General features: G+C 69.4%; 17 protein-coding genes. 5 read left to right on the top strand and 12 right to left on the bottom strand.

Annotated features, from left to right (window positions below):
* Nucleotides 1-39: 39 nt before the first annotated feature.
* From RWS82_RS01185 to guaB, 8 genes are all read right to left on the bottom strand, one after another.
* Nucleotides 40-1,824 (bottom strand): PAS domain-containing sensor histidine kinase, encoded by a 1,785-nt coding sequence (locus tag RWS82_RS01185; protein ID WP_314646021.1) that lies wholly within the window; start codon nucleotides 1,822-1,824, stop codon nucleotides 40-42.
* Nucleotides 1,821-2,168: a response regulator gene (locus tag RWS82_RS01180; protein ID WP_314646019.1), complete on the bottom strand. Its 348-nt coding sequence runs from the start codon at nucleotides 2,166-2,168 to the stop codon at nucleotides 1,821-1,823. The genes RWS82_RS01185 and RWS82_RS01180 overlap by 4 nt, the downstream gene beginning before the upstream one ends.
* Entirely contained in the window at nucleotides 2,165-2,308 is a 144-nt protein-coding gene (locus RWS82_RS01175) for a hypothetical protein (RefSeq protein ID WP_314646016.1), read from the bottom strand. Before RWS82_RS01175 ends, RWS82_RS01180 begins: the two co-directional genes overlap by 4 nt.
* On the bottom strand, nucleotides 2,305-3,795 hold the full coding sequence (locus RWS82_RS01170; protein WP_314646012.1) for a glycosyltransferase family 2 protein: 1,491 nt from the start codon (nucleotides 3,793-3,795) through the stop codon (nucleotides 2,305-2,307). The genes RWS82_RS01175 and RWS82_RS01170 overlap by 4 nt, the downstream gene beginning before the upstream one ends.
* Nucleotides 3,792-4,505 (bottom strand): PHP domain-containing protein, encoded by a 714-nt coding sequence (locus RWS82_RS01165; protein WP_314646010.1) that lies wholly within the window; start codon nucleotides 4,503-4,505, stop codon nucleotides 3,792-3,794. The genes RWS82_RS01170 and RWS82_RS01165 overlap by 4 nt, the downstream gene beginning before the upstream one ends.
* Nucleotides 4,502-5,488, bottom strand: a complete 987-nt coding sequence (locus RWS82_RS01160; RefSeq protein WP_314646007.1) for an ATP-grasp domain-containing protein — start codon at nucleotides 5,486-5,488, stop codon at nucleotides 4,502-4,504. The genes RWS82_RS01165 and RWS82_RS01160 overlap by 4 nt, the downstream gene beginning before the upstream one ends.
* Nucleotide 5,489: 1 nt before the next feature.
* Nucleotides 5,490-6,533, bottom strand: a complete 1,044-nt coding sequence (locus RWS82_RS01155; protein WP_314646005.1) for a response regulator — start codon at nucleotides 6,531-6,533, stop codon at nucleotides 5,490-5,492.
* A gap of 221 nt (nucleotides 6,534-6,754) precedes the next feature.
* On the bottom strand, nucleotides 6,755-8,257 hold the full coding sequence (guaB, locus tag RWS82_RS01150) for an IMP dehydrogenase (protein WP_314646003.1): 1,503 nt from the start codon (nucleotides 8,255-8,257) through the stop codon (nucleotides 6,755-6,757).
* A gap of 281 nt (nucleotides 8,258-8,538) precedes the next feature.
* On the opposite strand from guaB, the gene RWS82_RS01145 reads away from it, so the two are divergent.
* From RWS82_RS01145 to RWS82_RS01130, 4 genes are read left to right on the top strand one after another with little or no spacing between them, the layout of a single operon-like run.
* Nucleotides 8,539-9,888, top strand: a complete 1,350-nt coding sequence (locus RWS82_RS01145; protein ID WP_314646000.1) for a branched-chain amino acid ABC transporter permease — start codon at nucleotides 8,539-8,541, stop codon at nucleotides 9,886-9,888.
* Nucleotides 9,889-9,892: 4 nt separating this feature from the next.
* A complete protein-coding gene (locus RWS82_RS01140; RefSeq protein ID WP_314645997.1) occupies nucleotides 9,893-10,870 on the top strand; it encodes a branched-chain amino acid ABC transporter permease in 978 nt (325 codons plus the stop codon).
* Nucleotides 10,871-10,907: 37 nt separating this feature from the next.
* A complete protein-coding gene (locus RWS82_RS01135) occupies nucleotides 10,908-11,870 on the top strand; it encodes an ABC transporter ATP-binding protein (protein WP_314648139.1) in 963 nt (320 codons plus the stop codon).
* Nucleotides 11,867-12,604 carry an ABC transporter ATP-binding protein gene (locus RWS82_RS01130; RefSeq protein WP_314645995.1) on the top strand — a complete coding sequence of 246 codons (738 nt, stop codon included), beginning with the start codon at nucleotides 11,867-11,869 and terminating at the stop codon, nucleotides 12,602-12,604. The genes RWS82_RS01135 and RWS82_RS01130 overlap by 4 nt, the downstream gene beginning before the upstream one ends.
* A gap of 178 nt (nucleotides 12,605-12,782) precedes the next feature.
* On the opposite strand, the gene RWS82_RS01125 is transcribed toward RWS82_RS01130, so the two are convergent.
* The 3 genes from RWS82_RS01125 to groES form a co-directional block, all read right to left on the bottom strand.
* Nucleotides 12,783-14,042 carry an ABC transporter substrate-binding protein gene (locus RWS82_RS01125; RefSeq protein WP_314645992.1) on the bottom strand — a complete coding sequence of 420 codons (1,260 nt, stop codon included), beginning with the start codon at nucleotides 14,040-14,042 and terminating at the stop codon, nucleotides 12,783-12,785.
* Between the two features lie 131 nt (nucleotides 14,043-14,173).
* Nucleotides 14,174-15,109 (bottom strand): EamA family transporter RarD, encoded by a 936-nt coding sequence (rarD, locus tag RWS82_RS01120; protein WP_314645988.1) that lies wholly within the window; start codon nucleotides 15,107-15,109, stop codon nucleotides 14,174-14,176.
* A 135-nt stretch (nucleotides 15,110-15,244) separates the two neighbouring features.
* Nucleotides 15,245-15,541, bottom strand: a complete 297-nt coding sequence (gene groES / locus RWS82_RS01115; RefSeq protein WP_017203655.1) for a co-chaperone GroES — start codon at nucleotides 15,539-15,541, stop codon at nucleotides 15,245-15,247.
* 144 nt (nucleotides 15,542-15,685) lie between these two features.
* Between groES and RWS82_RS01110 the strand changes: the two genes are divergently transcribed.
* On the top strand, nucleotides 15,686-16,879 hold the full coding sequence (locus RWS82_RS01110; RefSeq protein ID WP_400190064.1) for a THUMP-like domain-containing protein: 1,194 nt from the start codon (nucleotides 15,686-15,688) through the stop codon (nucleotides 16,877-16,879).
* Between the two features lie 40 nt (nucleotides 16,880-16,919).
* On the opposite strand, the gene RWS82_RS01105 is transcribed toward RWS82_RS01110, so the two are convergent.
* Nucleotides 16,920-18,221, bottom strand: a complete 1,302-nt coding sequence (locus RWS82_RS01105) for a hypothetical protein (protein WP_314645983.1) — start codon at nucleotides 18,219-18,221, stop codon at nucleotides 16,920-16,922.
* Nucleotides 18,222-18,224 lie beyond the last annotated feature (3 nt).

The following is an 18,224-nucleotide window of genomic DNA, read 5'->3' as shown; positions in this document are numbered from 1 at the left end:
GACGTCCTTCCGCCCGCCGACGGCGAGCCGATCAGACTATCAGCCCAGCCGCATGTCGCCGAGTCGCATCGCCTCGGTGCGCAGCGGCACTGGCAGCGTGAAGCAGAACTCCGTCCCCACGCCCTCCTCGCTGTCCACGTCCATGGTTCCGCCGTGGGCGAGCACGATCGCTCGCGTGATGGTGAGCCCGAGGCCGACCCCCGGCACCGCGTTGCGCGTGGCGGTGGAGGCGCGGAAGAAGCGCGTGAAGAGCATCCCCTGCTCGTCGGCGGGGATGCCCACACCGGTGTCACGCACCGAGACGCGCACCTGGCCGTCGACCGGCTCGACCTTCGCCGTGACGCGACCGCCGCGCGGGGTGAACTTGATGGCGTTCGAGAGGAGGTTGTCGAGTGCTTGACCGATCCGGGTCGTGTCGACCTGCACCCGCACCGGAACCTCGGGGAGCTGCACGTCGAGCGTAATCCCCTCCTTCTCGGCGTGCGGGCCGGCCGAAGTGGTCGCCGAACGCACGAGGGCGCCGATGTCGGCCTCCTCCCGCTCGAGCGGGAACCGCCCCGACTCGACCTGCGCCGTGAACAGCAGGTCGCCGACGAGTTTGAGCAGACGGTTGGCATTGCGCTCGATGACGCTGACGAACTGCTGCTGGTCGTCGGTCAGCGGCTGCGCCGGGTCGTTCTGGAGCAGGTCGAGGAAGCCGAGGATCGCGCTGAGCGGAGTGCGGAGCTCGTGCGAGATCATGCCGATGAACTCGTCCTTCATGCGTGCCAGCTCCACCGCCCGCGTCTCATCGGTGAGCACGAGCAGGTATCCGCGTCGAGCACCATCCGCACCCTGGTAGGGGCTCACGGTCACGCGGGCGGGCACCGTCGAGCCTCCGGCCGTCGTCACGTCGACATCGACCTCGACGAACTTGCCGGCATCCGCCTCGTCGAACAGGGTGCGCATCCCGGCCGGCAGGCCGCCGGGCTCGGCGACGACCTCGGGGTCGGCGAAGGGGGCGAGGGTCGCGGGCGGGAAGAAGCGATCGACCCGCACGCCCGCCAGCGCCTCGTCGACCGAGAGGCCGAGCAGACGCACGGACCCGGGGTTCCAGGCCAGGATCGTGCCGTCGTGGTCTGTCGCGATCACGGCCTGCGCGGTGATCGACGCCCAGAGGCTGCTGAACGACTCGAGAAGGAAGCGGTATTGCTTCTCGCTGGTGCGCAGCTGCTCGACCATCGAGAGGTTCTCGGCGAGCGCGGCCGTGCGGTCCGACACGAGCTGCTCGGCCTGCGAGGTGCGCAGGCGCTGCAGTCGCGACAGCTCGTTGATGATCGCTCCGACGGTCGCGAACACGAGCGGGCTCACGACGCCGCGGAACCACGCGAGGTCGTCGGTCGCGGGGTCGAGCAGCAGCGGCATGAGGAAGGCGATCGACGTCAGTGCGCCGATCAGGAATACCGGCTTGAGCCCTCGCGCGGCCGCCAGCCAGATCACCGGCAGCAGCACGAACGACGAGAAGAGCGACGACGTGCCTCCCGTGCCGACGCGGAGCGCGCCGATCGCGAGGATGTCGACGGCCGGGATCAGCAGCACGATCCAGCCCTCGTGCACGCGACGCGCGGCGAGAACGGCCGCGAGCGCCGTGGTCAATCCGACCAGCGCGATGCCCGCGACGGCCGCGCCGACGTTCGTGACGGCGATCCCCGGCACGGCCACCACGAGCAGCCCCGCGATGCCGACCGCGATGGCCGTCGGTGCCTGCTTCATCAGCGGCGTCGGGTCGTTGAAGTAGTTCCGCCACCCGCGCTCGACCGCGGCGCGCCCCGAGTAGGGACTCACCGCGCCACGTCCTTCACCAGCGCGCGCAGCTCGGCGCCGCGCACCGGCTTCGGCAACGCCGCATCCGATACCGGATAGTCGACCCGGTCGAGGACCGAGCTGATCACGAGGAAGCAATCCGGGAACGCCTCCCGCACGCGCGTCGCGCACTCCCGCCCCGAGATACCCGGCAACAGCAGGTCGAGCACGGCGAGCGACGGGTGAATGTGCGGGAACGCCGAGATCGCCGACTCGGCGTCGTTCGCGGAATACACGTCGAAGCCCTCGCGGTCGAGGTGGCGGCGCAGCAGCGCCATCTGGTCGAGGTCGTCCTCCACCACGAGTGCCAGGGGTCGCGCGCTCATCGGAGCAGCAGCTCCCGCACGACGACGATCACGGCCACGACCGCGAAGGCGGCGAGCGCCTGCCACACCAGCTTCTTCTCCGACCTGGCGTCGTGCGCGATCTCCTCGGTCTCCTGCTCGCGCGTGGGAATGTCGCTCATGAATCGACCCGTCCGACCTTCTCGGTCTTGATCCAGACGGCGTCGGCGCGACGCCACTCCTTGATGTAGGAATCCACGGTGATCGCGCAGAGCAGCGAACCATATCCGCAGATGTAGAGCAGGAGGCCGGCGAAGAACCGCCCCGCAGGAAGACGCTCGACGGCGCGGGCCAGCCACACGCCGAGCATCGACACCGGGCCCCAGAGATAGAAGAACAGCGCCCAGCCGAGCCGCGTCTGATCATCGACGGTGCCGCCGACCGCGCGGATCACGTCGTCGAGCACCCCGGGGAACAGGGCGACGGCCATGAGGATCAACGCCCCCAGCCCGGGGAACATGATCGCCTCCCGCCACGACTGCCGGCCGATCCGACCGTCGAGCTGCACGGAGAACAGGATCGAGAACAGGTAGATGCACGCCGCCGCGATCCACATCGTGCGGAACACCCATTCCGCGATCTCGCTGTGGAAGACGAGCAGGGCGATCAGCGCGGCGGCGGCGAGCAGCATGAAGGCGGGCAGCAGCAGGATGGTGAACCACCCCAGCCCGAACGCGAAGCTGCCGAGCTTGTGGTCGGGGCTCGGACGGAACCACAGGTGCTTGTAGATGGAGGTGAGCTGCACGTTGCCGCGCGCCCACCGCAGACGCTGCTTCCAGAGCGCGTCGATCGTCCGCGGCTCTTCGGCGAGCACGACGGCATGCGGCTCGAAGACCGCCCGCCGACCGTGCAGCTGACCCTCGAACGTGGTCATGGTGTCTTCCGCGAGCGTGCCGGTGGGGATGCGTCCGCCGATGGCCTCGAGGTTGGCGCGCGAGTGCAGCTGCGCTCCCCCGGCCAGGCAGGCCATCGCTCCGAGCACGTTCTGCGTGCGACGGGCCGAGAGCTGTCCGATCACGTACTCGACGGCGATGAAGCGCGTGAGGTAGTTGCGGTCGCGGCTGCCCTCGGCGATGTACGCGGTGACCGCGCCGACCTCGTCGTCGGCCAGGTGGCGGGTGAGCTTGCGCAACGAGTCACGCGAGAAGATCACGTCGGCGTCCATGATGAGCACGGCCTCGGTCCAGGCATCCGCCAGCACGATGTCGAGCCCGTGGTTGAGCGTGTGCGCTTTGCCCTCGCCGCCGACCTCGCGGCGCAGGTGGTGCACGCGCCCGGGGTGGGCGAGGCCTTTCGCGCGCACGATGTCCGGGGTGTCATCGGTGGAGGCGTCGTCGACGACGTACACGCGCAGCCGGTCGACCGGGTACTCGAGTTGCAGCAGACGCTCGATCGCCGGGCCGATCACGAGACCCTCGTTCCATGCCGGGATGATCACCGCGACGTTCGGGTGGTACGGCTCGGCGCGGTCGTAGTGGTTACGGAACGCGTGCATCGGGAGTGAGAGGAACTGCAGGCCCGTGTTGATCACCGGGAGGGTTCCGACCAGGATGCAGAGCACGAGGACCACGACGATCGCCGTCTGCCACCATTCGAGGTCGCCGATCATCTCGCGCCCTCCTCGTCGAGCAGGCGGCGCACGCGCTCGTACCGGCCGACGTCCGTCGCGACATGACTGTCGGTCGAGGCGACGATCTCGGCCCCGGCGGCTCGCAGGGCCGCGAGCGACGCGGGCTCGGGGCATCCCCACTTCTCGTTGACCTCGACGAGCGTGCCGGTGCGGGCGGCCGTCTCCGCCCAGGCGCGCAGACGCTCGGGACCGAGGTCGTGCTCGGTGAGACCGATCTTGGGCAGGAGCGAGAAGCAGTGCGCGAGCTGGTTGCCCGGATGCTTCTCCATGGCCCCGATCACACCGGCGACGAAGTCGTCGAGCACATCCGCCGGCGCCCAGCCGTCGGCCATGCGCTCGCGGACGGCCGTGGGACCGAGCGGGCCATCCGCCCCGGGGAACTGGTGGTCGGCGATGAGGATGCGGTCGATGCCCTCGGGGAGCGTCGGGATGTCGAGGGTTCCCCGCCGGTCGAGGACCTTGGCTTCGACGCCGGTCAGCACGGTGAGGCCGTCGGGCACGCGGAGCCCGCGGATCGCGGCGACGTACTCGGGCACCCACGCCGTGTCGCGGCGCACGTGGTCGACGATGCGCAGCGTGTCGAGTCCCGCGGCGACCGCGGCGTCGACGTTCTCCTGAGGAGTCGAGACCGCATCGTCGGAGAACGTCGAGTGCACGTGATGGTCACCGCGGAGGATGCCGTCGTTCACAACTCCTCCTGGTGACCGGCGTGCTCCGAGACGAGCACATCGTCGATCTCGACGACCACGTCTTCGAGGAAGCGCACGGCGGCCACCTCGCGGAACGGCAGCCGCTCCGGGAGAGGCTGGCCCAGGAAGAGGTCGACGACGAGCGAGGGGATGTCGACGCCCGCGGAGATCGTGAGGGGCAGCGCCCCGGGGAACCGCGGATTCACCTCGAGCAGCTTCGGCACGCCCGCGCGGTCGCGGCGCAACTGCACGTTCGCGACACCCACCAGACCGATCGCGCGCGCAACGTCCGCGGCCGTCTCCTCGAGCGCCGGGTCGTGCACGGTGCGTCCGGCGATCGCGACGCCCGAGTCCACGCGGGCGCGGGTGCGCGGAACGGCGGCCACGATCCGCCCGTCGGCGTCGGCGAGCACGTCGACCGAGTACTCCTCGCCCGGCAGCAGGTCCTGAACGATGAGCCCCTCGTCGAGCGGCAGCGCGTCGAGTTCGGCCCGGTCGGCGACCAGGCGGATGCCGCGGCTTCCCGCTCCCTGTCGGGGCTTGGCGAAGGCGGGGAACTCCCAGTCGACGGCCTGAGCGTCCGGGCCGGCGAGCACGGTCCGGGGCGCGTGGCCGGTGGAGGCGCAGCGGTCGGCGAGGAGCAGCTTGTCGAGGGCGACCGCCAGGGTGTCGGCCGACGGCGCGGCGAGCACGGCCGGCGACAGCTCGTCGCGGCGATCGGACAGCGCGGCGAGCTCGACGTCGACGGTCGAGATCACGAGGTCGAGGGCGTCGTCGGCGACTAGGCGGGCGAGGGCGGGGACGAAGTCGTCGTCGCGCCCCGGGGGGACGAGCCGCCGCTGCGCCGCCGGGACGAGGTAGAGGCCGGATGCCCAGCCGTCCATGTCGGCCGCGAACACGGTGAGATCGTCGCGGCGCAGGAGCGAGCGGATCACGGCGACGCCGGCGGGACCGCCGGCACCGGTGACGAGGACGCGGGACATATCAGCTCTCCTGTGTAGCGAGTTCGTGGGCGCCGACGAAGGCCGCCGTCTCACGGACGATCTCCAACGGCTCGACGGCCTCGCCGCCCCCGAAGCGCGACCAGTACCGCGCGGTGGCCCGCACGAACTCCGGGTCCAGGTAGCTGCGGCTCGCGGTCTGCGAGTCGAAGCAGGCGAGCAGACGCAGCTTCTGCTCGACGTAGCCGTCGATGCGCATGAAGCGCGTGGGGCGGAAGTCGATCGTCGACGAGGGGCTCTGGTAGCAGGCGACGGTCCCGACGTTGCGGGTCGCGACGGTGGTGGCCTCGTTGATCGCCCGATGGTCCTGGTGGCGATCGTGCGGGGAGTGCGTGTAGACCACCGTCGGTTGCACCTGCTGCACGACCTCCTCGATCAGGCGCACGGTCGACCCGCCCCCGGAGATCTCGGTGTCGACCAGGTCCTTGAGGAAGAGACGGGCGCCCAGCATCTCGGCGGCGGCCAGAGACTCGTTCTGCCGGCTGTCGGCATCGCCGCCGCGGGAACCGCGCGACAGCGTGAGGATGGTGATGTCGTCGCCGGCGGCCGCATGGGCGGACAACGCCCCGCCCACGCCGATCTCGACGTCATCGGGGTGCGCGCCGACCGCGAGCACGACCTCCTTGCGGCGCCCGTCGTCGCGACGGCGGCGCCCCTCGGCGGCCAGACGCTGCACCACCTCGACGAGTCGGGCGGTGTCGAGGGGCTTCGTGAGGAATTCGTCGGCCTGCGCCCGGAGGGCCTGCACCGCGTACTCCACCGACACGTGCGCGGTCATGACGACCACCGGCACCGCCGGCACCTGTCGATGCAGCTCGGCCAGCAGCTCGAGGCCGGTGAGGCCCGGCATCTCGATGTCGGTGACGACGACGTCCGGGCGCACCGTGATCGCCTTCTCGATGGCGTCGTGGCCGTCGACCGCGAGTTCGACGATGCACCCCGCCCGACGTTCGAGCACGGTCTTCACCAGCAGGGACACGTCGGGGTCGTCGTCGACGACGAGGGCGCGGATGGCGTCAGCGGACAAGTGGCTCTCCTTGGGGAGATCCCCGGCCGTGTGGGGGCGGCGGCTCCCCCGTCGCCTTCATCGGCGGGAGAGCTCGGGGAAGGGCGAGCAGGTTCCCCCCGATTCTGGCACACCGCCTTCTCGCGGGCTCGTCGCCGCGTTCGCCTCGAGGACGCCGCACGACGAGGGAGGGGACGGATGCCGCAGCATCCGTCCCCTCCCTCGTCACCGCGCGATGCGCGTCACTTCTTGTAGTTCGGCGCCTCGACGACGATCTGCACGTCGTGGGGGTGCGACTCCTTGAGGCCCGCCGAGGTGATGCGCACGAACTTGCCGCGCTGCTTCAGCTCCTCGATGGTGCGTGCGCCGACGTAGAACATCGACTGACGCAGGCCGCCGACGAGCTGGTAGGCCACAGCCGAGAGCGGGCCGCGGTACGGCACCTGCCCCTCGATGCCCTCGGGGATGAGCTTGTCGTCGCTCGGGACGTCGGCCTGGAAGTAGCGGTCCTTCGAGTACGAGGTCTGCTTGCCGCGGGTCTGCATCGCACCCAGCGAACCCATGCCCCGGTACTGCTTGAACTGCTTGCCCGACTGGAAGACGATCTCGCCCGGAGACTCGTCGGTTCCCGCGAGGAGCGAGCCCAGCATGACGGCGTCGGCACCGGCGACGAGCGCCTTGGCGATGTCGCCCGAGTACTGCAGTCCACCGTCGGCGATCACCGGAACGCCCGCGGGGCGTGCCGCCAGCGAGGCCTCGTAGACTGCGGTCACCTGGGGCACGCCGACACCCGCGACCACGCGCGTGGTGCAGATGGATCCGGGGCCGACACCGACCTTGACGGCATCCACGCCCGCGTCGACCAGCGCCTGCGCGCCCTCGCGGGTCGCGACGTTGCCGCCGATCACGTCGATGTGCGCGAACGACTCGTCGGCCTTGATCCGGGTGACCAGGTCGATCACGCCCTGCGACTGGCCGTTGGCCGTGTCGACCACGAGCACGTCGACACCGGCGTCGCGGAGGGCCTCCGCGCGCTCCCATGCGTCGCCGAAGAATCCGATCGCCGCGCCGACGCGCAGACGACCCTGGTCGTCCTTCGTCGCCAGGGGGTACTTCTCGCTCTTGTCGAAGTCCTTGATGGTGATGAGGCCGGCGAGCGTGCCGTCGTCGTCGATCAGGGGCAGCTTCTCGACGCGGTGCTTCGCGAACAGCGCGATGACCTCTCCAGCGGCGACGCCGACGGGAGCGGTCACCAGGCCCTCCGAGGTCATGACGTCTTTCACGAGCGTCGACTGGCGCTCGAAGCCCGACACGAAACGCATGTCGCGGTTGGTGATGATGCCGACGAGGCGCCCCTCGTCGTCGACGACGGGAAGGCCCGAGATGCGGTACTGGGCGCAGAGCGCGTCGACCTCCTCGACCGTGGCGTCGGGGGTGGTGGTGATCGGGTCGGTGATCATGCCCGACTCGCTGCGCTTGACGCGGTCGACCTGCGACGCCTGGTCGGCGATCGACAGGTTGCGGTGCAGGATGCCGAGGCCGCCCTCGCGGGCCATCGCGATCGCCATCCGCGCCTCGGTGACGGTGTCCATGGCGCTCGACAGCAGCGGCGTGGCGACCGAGATGCGGCGCGTGACGCGAGAGGAGGTGTCCGCCTCGCTCGGGATGACGTCGGTGTGCCCCGGCAGGAGCAGCACATCGTCATACGTCAATCCGACGAAACCGAACGGATCGTGCTGTTCCATGGATGCTCCTCCTGCGCCTGTCGCGCGACGTGCGAGTTCGAATGTCCGGCCGGATCCGACCGGGAAACCGTATGAAGATTCTAAGCGAGACGCGCCCGGGAACATTCCCGCGTGCTCGACGACGACCCCGCGCCGGACGGCCCATCGGAGTATTGGTACCGCTCACATTTCGATCGTGTGAAACGTGTAGGCGTTTGGCCGAACGCACACTACAGTCAAGTGCGTCGTCCAACCCGAGACGGTCGAAGTCTGTGCGAAGGTGCACTCACACTGGAGGTTGCGTGGGATCCACAACAATCGCCGTCCCCCGGAAGAGCCCGTGGCTGATCGCGTTCATCGGAGTGCTCCTCGCACTCGCCGCGGTTCTCATCCAGCCTCCGCTCCCCGCATCGGCGGAGACGACCGACGACGGCCAGGAGGTCACCGACTTCTACTTCGGCGGAGTCATCACCAATGAAGACCAGCCGGTCGAGGGCGTCGAGCTCTCGGTCGAAGGCAACGGCTTCGAGGGCGAGACCGAGACGGATGCCGAGGGCAAGTGGCGCCTGTACGTGCCCGAGAAGGACACCTACACGATCACGGTCGACGAGGACACCCTCCCCGACGGCGTGATCGTCGATGCCAGCCTGCTGCCCGAGGGCACGCAGCCCGTGTCTGGCACGACGGCGTCGTTCGAGGTGGAGTTCGGTCTGACCGGCACCAAGATCCTCAACCTCTTCCTCGGCGAGGGCGAGCGCGTCACGGTGACCTTCATCGACCAGCTCGCCTCGCGCCTGGTCAACGGCCTCAACTTCGGCCTGCTCCTCGCACTCGCCTCGATGGGCGCGGCGCTCATCTACGGCACCACGCGCCTGTCGAACTTCGCGCACGCCGAGATGGTGACCTGGGGCGGCCTGGTCGCCCTCGTCACGACCACGTTCTGGCAGCTGCCCCTGTGGGTCGGCATCGCCGCGGCCGTGATCGGCGGCGGCCTGTTCGGCTGGGCCCTCGACGCGGGAATCTGGCGGCCGCTGCGCCGTCGCGGCCTCGGCGTCGTGCAGCTCATGATCGTCAGCATCGGACTCTCGCTCGCGCTGCGGTACGTTTTCCAGTACTTCATCGGCGGCGGCACGCGTCAGCTTCCCGGCGCGAGCCCCGAGCCGATCCAGTTCGGTCCGGTCTCGCTGTCGTACATCGACCTCATCGCGATGGGCGTGAGCATCGTCGTGATCCTCGGCGTGGCCTGGTTCCTCACCCGCACCCGCATCGGCAAGGCGACGCGCGCCATCTCCGACAACCCGCAGCTCGCCGCGGCATCCGGCATCGACGTCGACCGGGTCATCCGCTACGTGTGGATCCTCGCCGGCACCCTCGCCGCCATCTCGGGCGTGCTGTGGGGATACTTCCGCCCCGGCGTGAAGTGGGACATGGGCATGCAGATGCTGCTGCTCATCTTCGCCGCCATCACCCTCGGCGGACTCGGCACCGCATTCGGAGCCCTGGTCGGTTCGCTCATCGTCGGCATCGCCGTCGAGATCTCGACGCTCTGGATCCCGTCCGACCTCAAGTACGCGAGCGCGCTGGTCGTGCTCATCGTGATCCTCCTCGTGAGACCGCAGGGCCTGCTCGGCCGCAAGGAAAGGTTGGGCTGACGACATGAACTTCGAGAGCATCTTCTCCAACACGGCCGTCTACCTGTTCAGCCCGGTCACGATCGCCTACGCGCTGGCCGCCACCGGTCTCGCCGTGCACTTCGGGTACGCCGGCCTGCTCAACTTCGGTATGGCCGCGTTCATGGCCATCGGCGGCTACGGCTACGCCATCTCCGTGCTCAGCTTCGGCCTCCCCTGGTTCGTCGGCATGCTCATCGGCCTGCTCGGCGGCGCGTTGTTCGCCGTCCTGCTCGGCATCCCGACCCTGCGGCTGCGCGCGGACTACCTCGCCATCGCGACCATCGCAGCGGGCGAGATCGTGCGTCTGCTCTTCACGACGCAGGTGTTCGACGAGTTCACGAACTCCGCCGACGGACTTGCGCAGTACAACGGTGGCTTCCGGGACGCCAACCCGTTCCCCGACGGCACCTACGGGTTCGGCCCGTGGACCTACACCGCGAACGACCTGTGGAACCGCGTGTTCGGAATCCTCGTGCTGGCGCTCGCCGTGCTGCTCGTCTGGGCACTGATGCGCAGCCCGTGGGGCCGCGTGCTCAAGGGCATCCGCGAAGACGAAGACGCGGTGCGTTCGCTGGGCAAGAACGTCTTCGCCTACAAGATGCAGGCGCTCGTGGTCGGCGGCGTGATCGGCGCCGCCGGTGGCATCGTCTTCGTCCTGCCGTCCGCCGTCGTCCCCGGTAACTACACGACGTCGCTGACGTTCTTCCTGTGGACGATCCTGCTGCTCGGCGGCGCGGCCACGGTGTTCGGCCCGACGCTGGGCGCCGTGCTCTTCTGGGTCGTGTTCGCGTTCATGGCCAACCTGTTCCCGCAGATGGCGAAGGCCGGGCTCCTGCCCATGTCCGACACGCAGGCGGCGACGCTGGTCTACATCTTCGTCGGCCTCGCGCTCATGCTGCTCGTGATCTTCCGCCCGCAGGGCATCCTCGGAGACAAGAGGGAGATGACCTTTGTCAAGTGAACTGACCCCCGAGCCCGTCGCACCCGCCACGGGCAGTGTGCGACGACCGAAGACGATCGGCCTCACTGCCGGCCCCGTCAAGCCCGGTGTCGCCAAGGTCGACCCGATCCTCACGGTCGACGCCGTGCAACGACGCTTCGGCGGCATGACCGCCGTCGACGTCGACCACCTCGAGATCCCCCGCGGGGCGATCACCGCGCTCATCGGTCCGAACGGTGCCGGCAAGACCACCCTGTTCAACCTGCTGTGCGGTTTCGACAAGCCCAACAGCGGCACGTGGTCGTTCGACGGGAAGAACCTCTCGGGCATCCCGTCGTTCAAGGTCGCGCGCATGGGGCAGGTGCGCACCTTCCAGCTGACGAAGTCGCTCTCGCTGCTCACCGTGCTCGAGAACATGAAGCTCGGTGCCACCGGCCAGCGCGGCGAGGGCTTCTGGTCGAGCCTGTTCCCCTTCCTCTGGCGCAAGCAGGATGCCGAGATCGAGGTGAGGGCGCGTGAGCTGCTCACCCGCTTCAAGCTCGACGCCAAGGAGAAGGACTTCGCCGCGGCGCTCTCGGGCGGCCAGCGCAAGCTGCTCGAGATGGCACGCGCTCTCATGAGCAAACCGACCCTGGTCATGCTCGACGAGCCCATGGCCGGCGTCAACCCGGCCCTGACCCAGTCGCTGCTCGACCACATCCTCGACCTCAAGGACGAGGGCATGACCGTGCTGTTCGTCGAGCACGACATGCACATGGTGCGTCACATCGCCGACTGGGTGGTCGTGATGGCCGAGGGTCGCGTCGTGGCTGAGGGCCCGCCCGACCAGGTCATGGACGACCCCGCCGTGATCGACGCCTACCTCGGCGCCCACCAGGACGTCGACCTCGGTGCCGTCACCGGTCGCATCGCCGTGGTCGACGCCGAGGCGGAGCTGATCCGTCAGCAGATCGAGGCGGAGGCCGAAGCCGAGATCGAGGCCACCGATCCGATCGACACCGACGAGGAGCGCCAGTCATGAGCGAAGAGAAGGCCGTCGTCGAGCTGACGAACGTGCACGCCGGCTACCTGCCCGGAGTGAACATCCTGAACGGCGCGAACCTCGTCGCCCGTCAGGGCGAGTTGATCGGCATCATCGGGCCGAACGGTGCGGGCAAGTCGACGCTGCTCAAGGCCATCTTCGGCCTGGTGAACGTGCGCGACGGAGACGTCACCGTCAACGGCGAGAGCATCGTCGGGCTCAAGGCCGACAAGCTCGTCAAGCGCGGGGTCGCGTTCGTTCCGCAGACCAACAACGTCTTCCCCTCGCTGTCGATCGAGGAGAACCTTCAGATGGGGCTCTACCAGAACCCCAAGATCTACGCCGAGCGGCTGGAGTTCGTCACGGGCATCTTCGCCGAGCTCGGCAAGCGCCTCAAGCAGCGCGCCGGATCGCTGTCGGGCGGCGAGCGGCAGATGGTCGCGATGTCGCGCGCGCTCATGATGGACCCGTCGGTGCTGCTGCTCGACGAGCCGTCAGCGGGTCTCTCCCCCGTCCGCCAGGACGACGCCTTCATCCGTGTCTCCGACATCAACAAGGCCGGCGTGACGACGATCATGGTCGAGCAGAACGCCCGTCGCTGCCTGCAGATCTGCGACCGCGGCTACGTGCTCGACCAGGGCAAGGATGCCTACGAAGGCACCGGACGAGACCTGCTGAACGACCCCAAGGTCATCGGCCTCTACCTCGGGACGCTGGGCACCGACGCGGCCTGAACCGTCTTTCGAGAAGGGGTGGGATGCACACGCATCCCACCTTCTTCCTGCCCGTACCACGCCCCGCCCCGCGCGCCGCACCTCGCCCCGCGCGCCACGTCCCGCTCCACGACGAAGGCCCCGGATGCGCGCATCCGGGGCCTTCGTGTGCGATCGAGTGATCAGCCGATCATGTCGATCAGTTGGTGCGCTCGATGGTGTTCTCGGCGTTGTACTTGTAGATGCCGATCGTGGCGCCCTGCGGGTCGCCGGCCTCGTCGAAGGTGACCTCGCCGGAGTAGCCGTCGTAGTCGGCGGTGCCTCCGTCGTTGATGATCTTCGCGCAGTCGGCGAAGCTGGTGCACTTCTCGCCGTCGCCCGAACCGCCCGAGATCTCCTGCATCTTCGCCGCGATGTCGGCGCCGTCGGTCGAACCGGCGGCCAGCGAGGCGAGAGCCACGAGCACGACGGCGTCGTACGCCTCGGCCGCGTAGGTGAAGTCCTTCACCTCGGTGTTGCCCTCACCGGTCCAGTACGTCTGCAGACGCTCGGTGAAGTCGTCTTCCAGAGCCGGGCCGGCCTTGGTGCCCTGGGCACCCTCGAGCGGCACGGAGACCTCGTCACCGTAGTCGGACAGGTTGCCGTCGACCATGTAGAACTTGTCGGCCGAGATGCCGGCGTTCACCAGCAGCGGGGCGATGGTCTTGAACTGGTCGAACGACACGATCGCGACCGCGTCGGGGTTCTGCGCCTTGATCGACTCGACCTGCGCGTCGAACTGCGCATCGCCGACGTTGAACGAGACGCTCTCGACGACCTCGCCACCGGTGCCCTCGAAGGTCTCGGTGATCGCGTCGTTCAGACCCGTGCCGTAAGCGTCGTTCTGGTAGATGATGCCGAGGGTCTTGGCGCCGTCCTCGGCGATGAGGTTTCCGAGCACCTCACCCTGCAGCAGGTCGCTGGGGGCGGTGCGGAAGTAGAGTCCGTCGTCTTCCCAGCTCGTGAAGTCGGGCGACGTGTTCGAGGCGGAGATCTGCAGGATGCCGGCGCTGACGTTGCCGTCGAGCACGAGCTTCGAGACACCGGAGGCGGCCGCGCCGATGATGGCGGACACCTTGGCACCGCGCAGCTTCTCGATCGAGGTCTCGTAGGCCTTGGTGTCGGTGTCGCCCTCGTCCTCGGCGGTGAGGTCGATGGTGATTCCGGCATCCGCCTCGTTGATCTCCTGGACCGCGAGGCCCACGCCCGACTCCATGGGCGGGCCGAGGAAGGCCAGCGAACCCGTCTGGGGAAGCAGCGAGCCGAGCTGCAGGGTGAGGTCCTCACCGGACGAGGATCCTCCGCCGGAGGAGTCCTCTGCTGGAGTGTTGCTGCAACCGGCGATGACCAGGGCGGACGCGCTGACCAGCGCGATACCGGCGAAGACCTTCGCGGTGCGCGAACGCTTCAGTGCTTTCATAATGCTCCCTTGCGTAACTGAAAGTGGACGTGACCACGATCGAGTGCTCTAACACTAGGGCGAGAAGCCTCTCCGCAGGGGTCGCGGATGTTTCGGTGCGTTAACGATCCGCACGCCGTCGATTCCGGGTTTCAGAGGGCGGGTGTGGGAGCGGTCCTACGCCCGCGTCGCGCGGCGAGGACGAGGTCGACGATGAACACCGCGATCGCGATCCAGACGAGCACGAAACCCACCCACCTCTCCACCGGCATGGGCTCGTGCAGAAGGAGAACCCCGATGAGGAACTGCATGACGGGGGTGATGAACTGGATCATGCCGATGACGGTGAGGTCGACGCGCCGAGTGCCGGCGGCGAACAGCAGCAACGGGACGGCCGTGACGATGCCCGCGCAGGCGAGCAGCACGGCGTGCCAGCCGCCCTGCGTGCCGAGGGTGAGTCCCGCGGGCGTCGAGGCCACGAGTGCCAGCTGGACGACGGCGATCGGGAGGAGCCAGAACGACTCGAGCGTGAGGCCGCTCACGGCGTCGACCGCCGGTCCGATGCGCTTCTTGATGAGGCCGTAGACGCCGAACGAGGCAGTCAGAGACAGCGCGATCCAGGGGAACCTGCCGTACACCGCCACGATGACGATCACGGCGACCGCCGCGATCCCGATGGCGGCCCACTGCAGGCGGCGGATGCGCTCGCGCAGGACGAACACTCCGAGCAGCACCGTGGTGATGGGGTTGATGAAGTAGCCGAGGCTCGTCTCGACGACGTGACCGGTGAGCGTGCCGATGAGGAACACCTGCCAGTTGACGTAGATGAGCACGCCGGCGAGAGCCGTCCAGGCCAACAGCTTCGACTGCTTCACGATCGCGAGGAACGCGGACCACCCGCGCATCGCGGTGAGCAGCACGAGGCAGAAGACGAACGACAGGATCACCCGCCAGGCGACGACCTCCCACGGCCCGGTCGGAACCAGCAGGAGGAAGTAGAGCGGCAGCACTCCCCAGAGCAGATACGCGCCCCCGGCGTATGCGACCCCCGCGGTCGAGACGGACGACGGGGCGGGGGCGGAGCTCACCGCACCACACTACGCCCGTCACGGCAGGCCACTCCCCCGGCTGGTCCACCTCCCGCCGGAGGACGGCGAGCGGCGCCGGACGCGAAGAAGGGCCCGGATGCCGAAGCATCCGGGCCCTTCTGCAGAGACGCGGGGTCAGCGGACGACGACCGCCAGGACGTCGCGGGCCGACAGCACGAGGAACTCGTCTGCGCCGAACTTCACCTCGGTGCCGCCGTACTTGCTGTAGAGCACGCGGTCGCCGACGGCGACGTCGAGCGGAACACGGTTGCCGTTGTCGTCGATGCGACCGGGGCCGACCGCCACGACCTCGCCCTCCTGGGGCTTCTCCTTGGCGGTGTCGGGGATGACCAGGCCACTCGCAGTGGTCTGCTCGGCCTCGACCTGCTTGATGACGATGCGGTCCTCGAGCGGCTTGATGGAAACCGACACGGTCTACCTCTTCTTTCTTGACGCTGACACGAAAGACTTGTTCGCACTCTCAACCCGAGAGTGCTAACGCCAGTCTAGGCGCTCCGCTGGCACTCATGCAATGCGAGTGCCAATGGCGCGCCCGCGTAGGCTGAGCGGGTGGAGATGTCCGAGCTGCGCGCCCTGCTGACCCCCGCCGGCCTGGAGCTGCTCGACGGCCTCGGTCCGATCGACACGACCGCCGAGGTCGCCCGCGCCGTGTCACGGCTGCGCGCCGACGGCCACTCCCCCGATCTCGTCTCGGCCGTCGTGGGTCAGGCGCACCTCCGGGCGAAGGCCACAGCGAAGTTCGGCCCGTTCGCCGCGCGCATGCTGTTCACCCGTGCGGGGCTCGAGCAGGCGACCCGGCTCGGCGTGGCCGCGCGCCATGCCGGTCGCATGCGTCAGGCCGGGCTGACCCGCGTGGCCGACCTGGGCTGCGGCATCGGCGGCGATGCGCTCGCCTTCGCCGGGGCGGGGCTGCACGTGCGCGCCGTCGACGCCGACGAGGTGACCGCCGCGATCGCCGCCTACAACCTCGCTCCCTTCGGTGACGCGGCGACCGTCGCCCACGGCACCGCGGAGGACGCGGTGCTCGACGGGTGCGACGCGGTCTGGATGGACCCGGCCCGCCGCACGGCCGGGCACAGCGAGACGCGCCGCGTGTCGGCCGACGACTACTCCCCTTCGCTCGACTGGGCGTTCGACGTGGCATCGCGCATCCCCACCGGCATCAAACTCGGCCCCGCCCACGACCGCGATGCGTTGCCCGTCGATGCCGAGGCGCAGTGGGTCAGCGCCGACGGGAGCGTCGTGGAGCTCGTCGTATGGACGGGGGCACTGGCCCGGCCCGGGGTGCGGCGCGCGGCGCTGGTCGTGCGCGGAGACGCCTCGCACGAGCTCACCGGGCCCGCTGATGCCGCCGACGCCGAGGCGCGCCCGCTCGGTGCTTTCCTGCACGAGCCCGACGGCGCCGTGATCCGTGCACGGCTCATCGGCGACGTGGCGCGCAGCCTCGACGCCGGCATGCTCGACCCGAAGATCGCCTACCTGACGTCGGATGCGGCCCTCACCAGCCCGTTCGTGCAGTCCTTCCGGGTGCGCGAGACGATGGCGGCGAATCCGAAGGCCATCAACGCGGTGCTCGCGGCCAACGACATCGGCACGCTCGAGATCAAGAAGCGCGGTGTCGACATCGACCCCGCGGCCTTCCGCAAGAAGCTCTCCCTGCGCGGATCGCAGACGGCGACGCTGTTCCTCGTGCGCGTCGGCGACCGGCGCCACGCGATCCTCGCCGACCGGGTGCACGCCGCCGCCTGAGGCCGCCGCACCGCGAGCGATCCCGCGGGCGCCCACCGACTCAGGAGTCGGGATCGTCCGAGGAGATGCCGATCTCGATCGGGTCTCCGCGCTCGCCTCCGACCTCCGCCCGAGTGCCGTCGACGACCGTGGTGCTGGTGACCTCGACGTTGCGCTCGATGGTGAGGTACGGCACCCCGGACGACGTGCGGGCCAGGGTCACGGTGTCGGCGCGGCTCGCGCCCTCGTCGGCGATCACGACCGAGAGGCCGTCGGATCCGAGCGCGTCAGTGGGACCGCAGGAGGTCTGCGCCTGCGCTCCGTCGACGATGAGGCAGGTCTCCTGCTCGACCCGGTCGGTGTAGGTGTCGGCCGTCCACACCGGTTCGTCGCGGAACGACCCGACGATCGACAGGTTCAGGGTGTACCCCTCGTCGTAGAGCTCCTGCGCACGCGTCCGCTCGTCGCCCGAGAACTGGTCGAGGACGGCGCTGGTCGACGACCAGAACTCGATCGACACCATCGGCTCGCCGCTCGTCGAGAGCTGCAGCGAGGCGACCACGTTCTCCTGCTCCGTCGATCCGCGCTCCTCGAAGGCCACGGGCTGCGTCCAGACGAAGGCCTGCAGAAACGGGGCGCCGTCGTCGACCGGCTGACACTGCGTATCGGTCAGGTCACCGGCATCGAGCGTAAGGCACCGCAGCTCGCCGTCGTCCTTCGTGCCGTACCAGGCGAGCGCATCGTCCTTCTTCCCGACGGCGCGCACGCTCCCCGGGTCGTAGTCGCCGTCGTCGACGAGTTCGCGCTGGCGCTCCTGCTGGGCCGCGGTGAGGGCGATGTCGTCGGACGGCGGGGAGAAGACGGCCCACCCCACCCCGAGGCCCACGGCGAGCGCGGCACCGGTGAGGATCGCCGCCGCTCGGCCGTGGGCGCGGAGAGTCGACAGCGCCCGCCGAGCGGGCGACGTTTCCGCACCGGTGGCCTCGGTTGCGGTGTCGGGAACCCCACCGGCATCGGTCCCCGTCGGGTGAGCGGCCGCGTCCGGTTCCTCGCCCGCACCCTCGGGCTCCGACGGGGAGACCGCCGACGAGGCGGATGCCGTGCCGGCGACGGATGCTTCATCGCGCCCGGACGCGATCTCGACGGCGGGCGCCCCGGCCGAGGGAGGTGCCGCGTCGGATTCGGAGGCCCGGCCGGGCGAGGGCACCGCTCCCGCGGCCTCGGACGCGTGCACGGCCGCGGATCTCGCGGCGTCCTGCAGCTGCTGCAGTCGTGCGGCCTCAGCCGCGCTCAGTGCGCCCCCGCGACCGTAGGCGCGCGCCTGCAGCGCGCGGAGTTCGACGGCGTCGTCGGCGTCGGGCATCCG

The organism is uncultured Microbacterium sp. (genome assembly GCF_963528945.1).
Lineage (GTDB): Bacteria > Actinomycetota > Actinomycetes > Actinomycetales > Microbacteriaceae > Microbacterium.
Note: the sequence above shows the minus strand (reverse complement) of the source record. Positions and strands in the feature narration are given on the sequence as shown.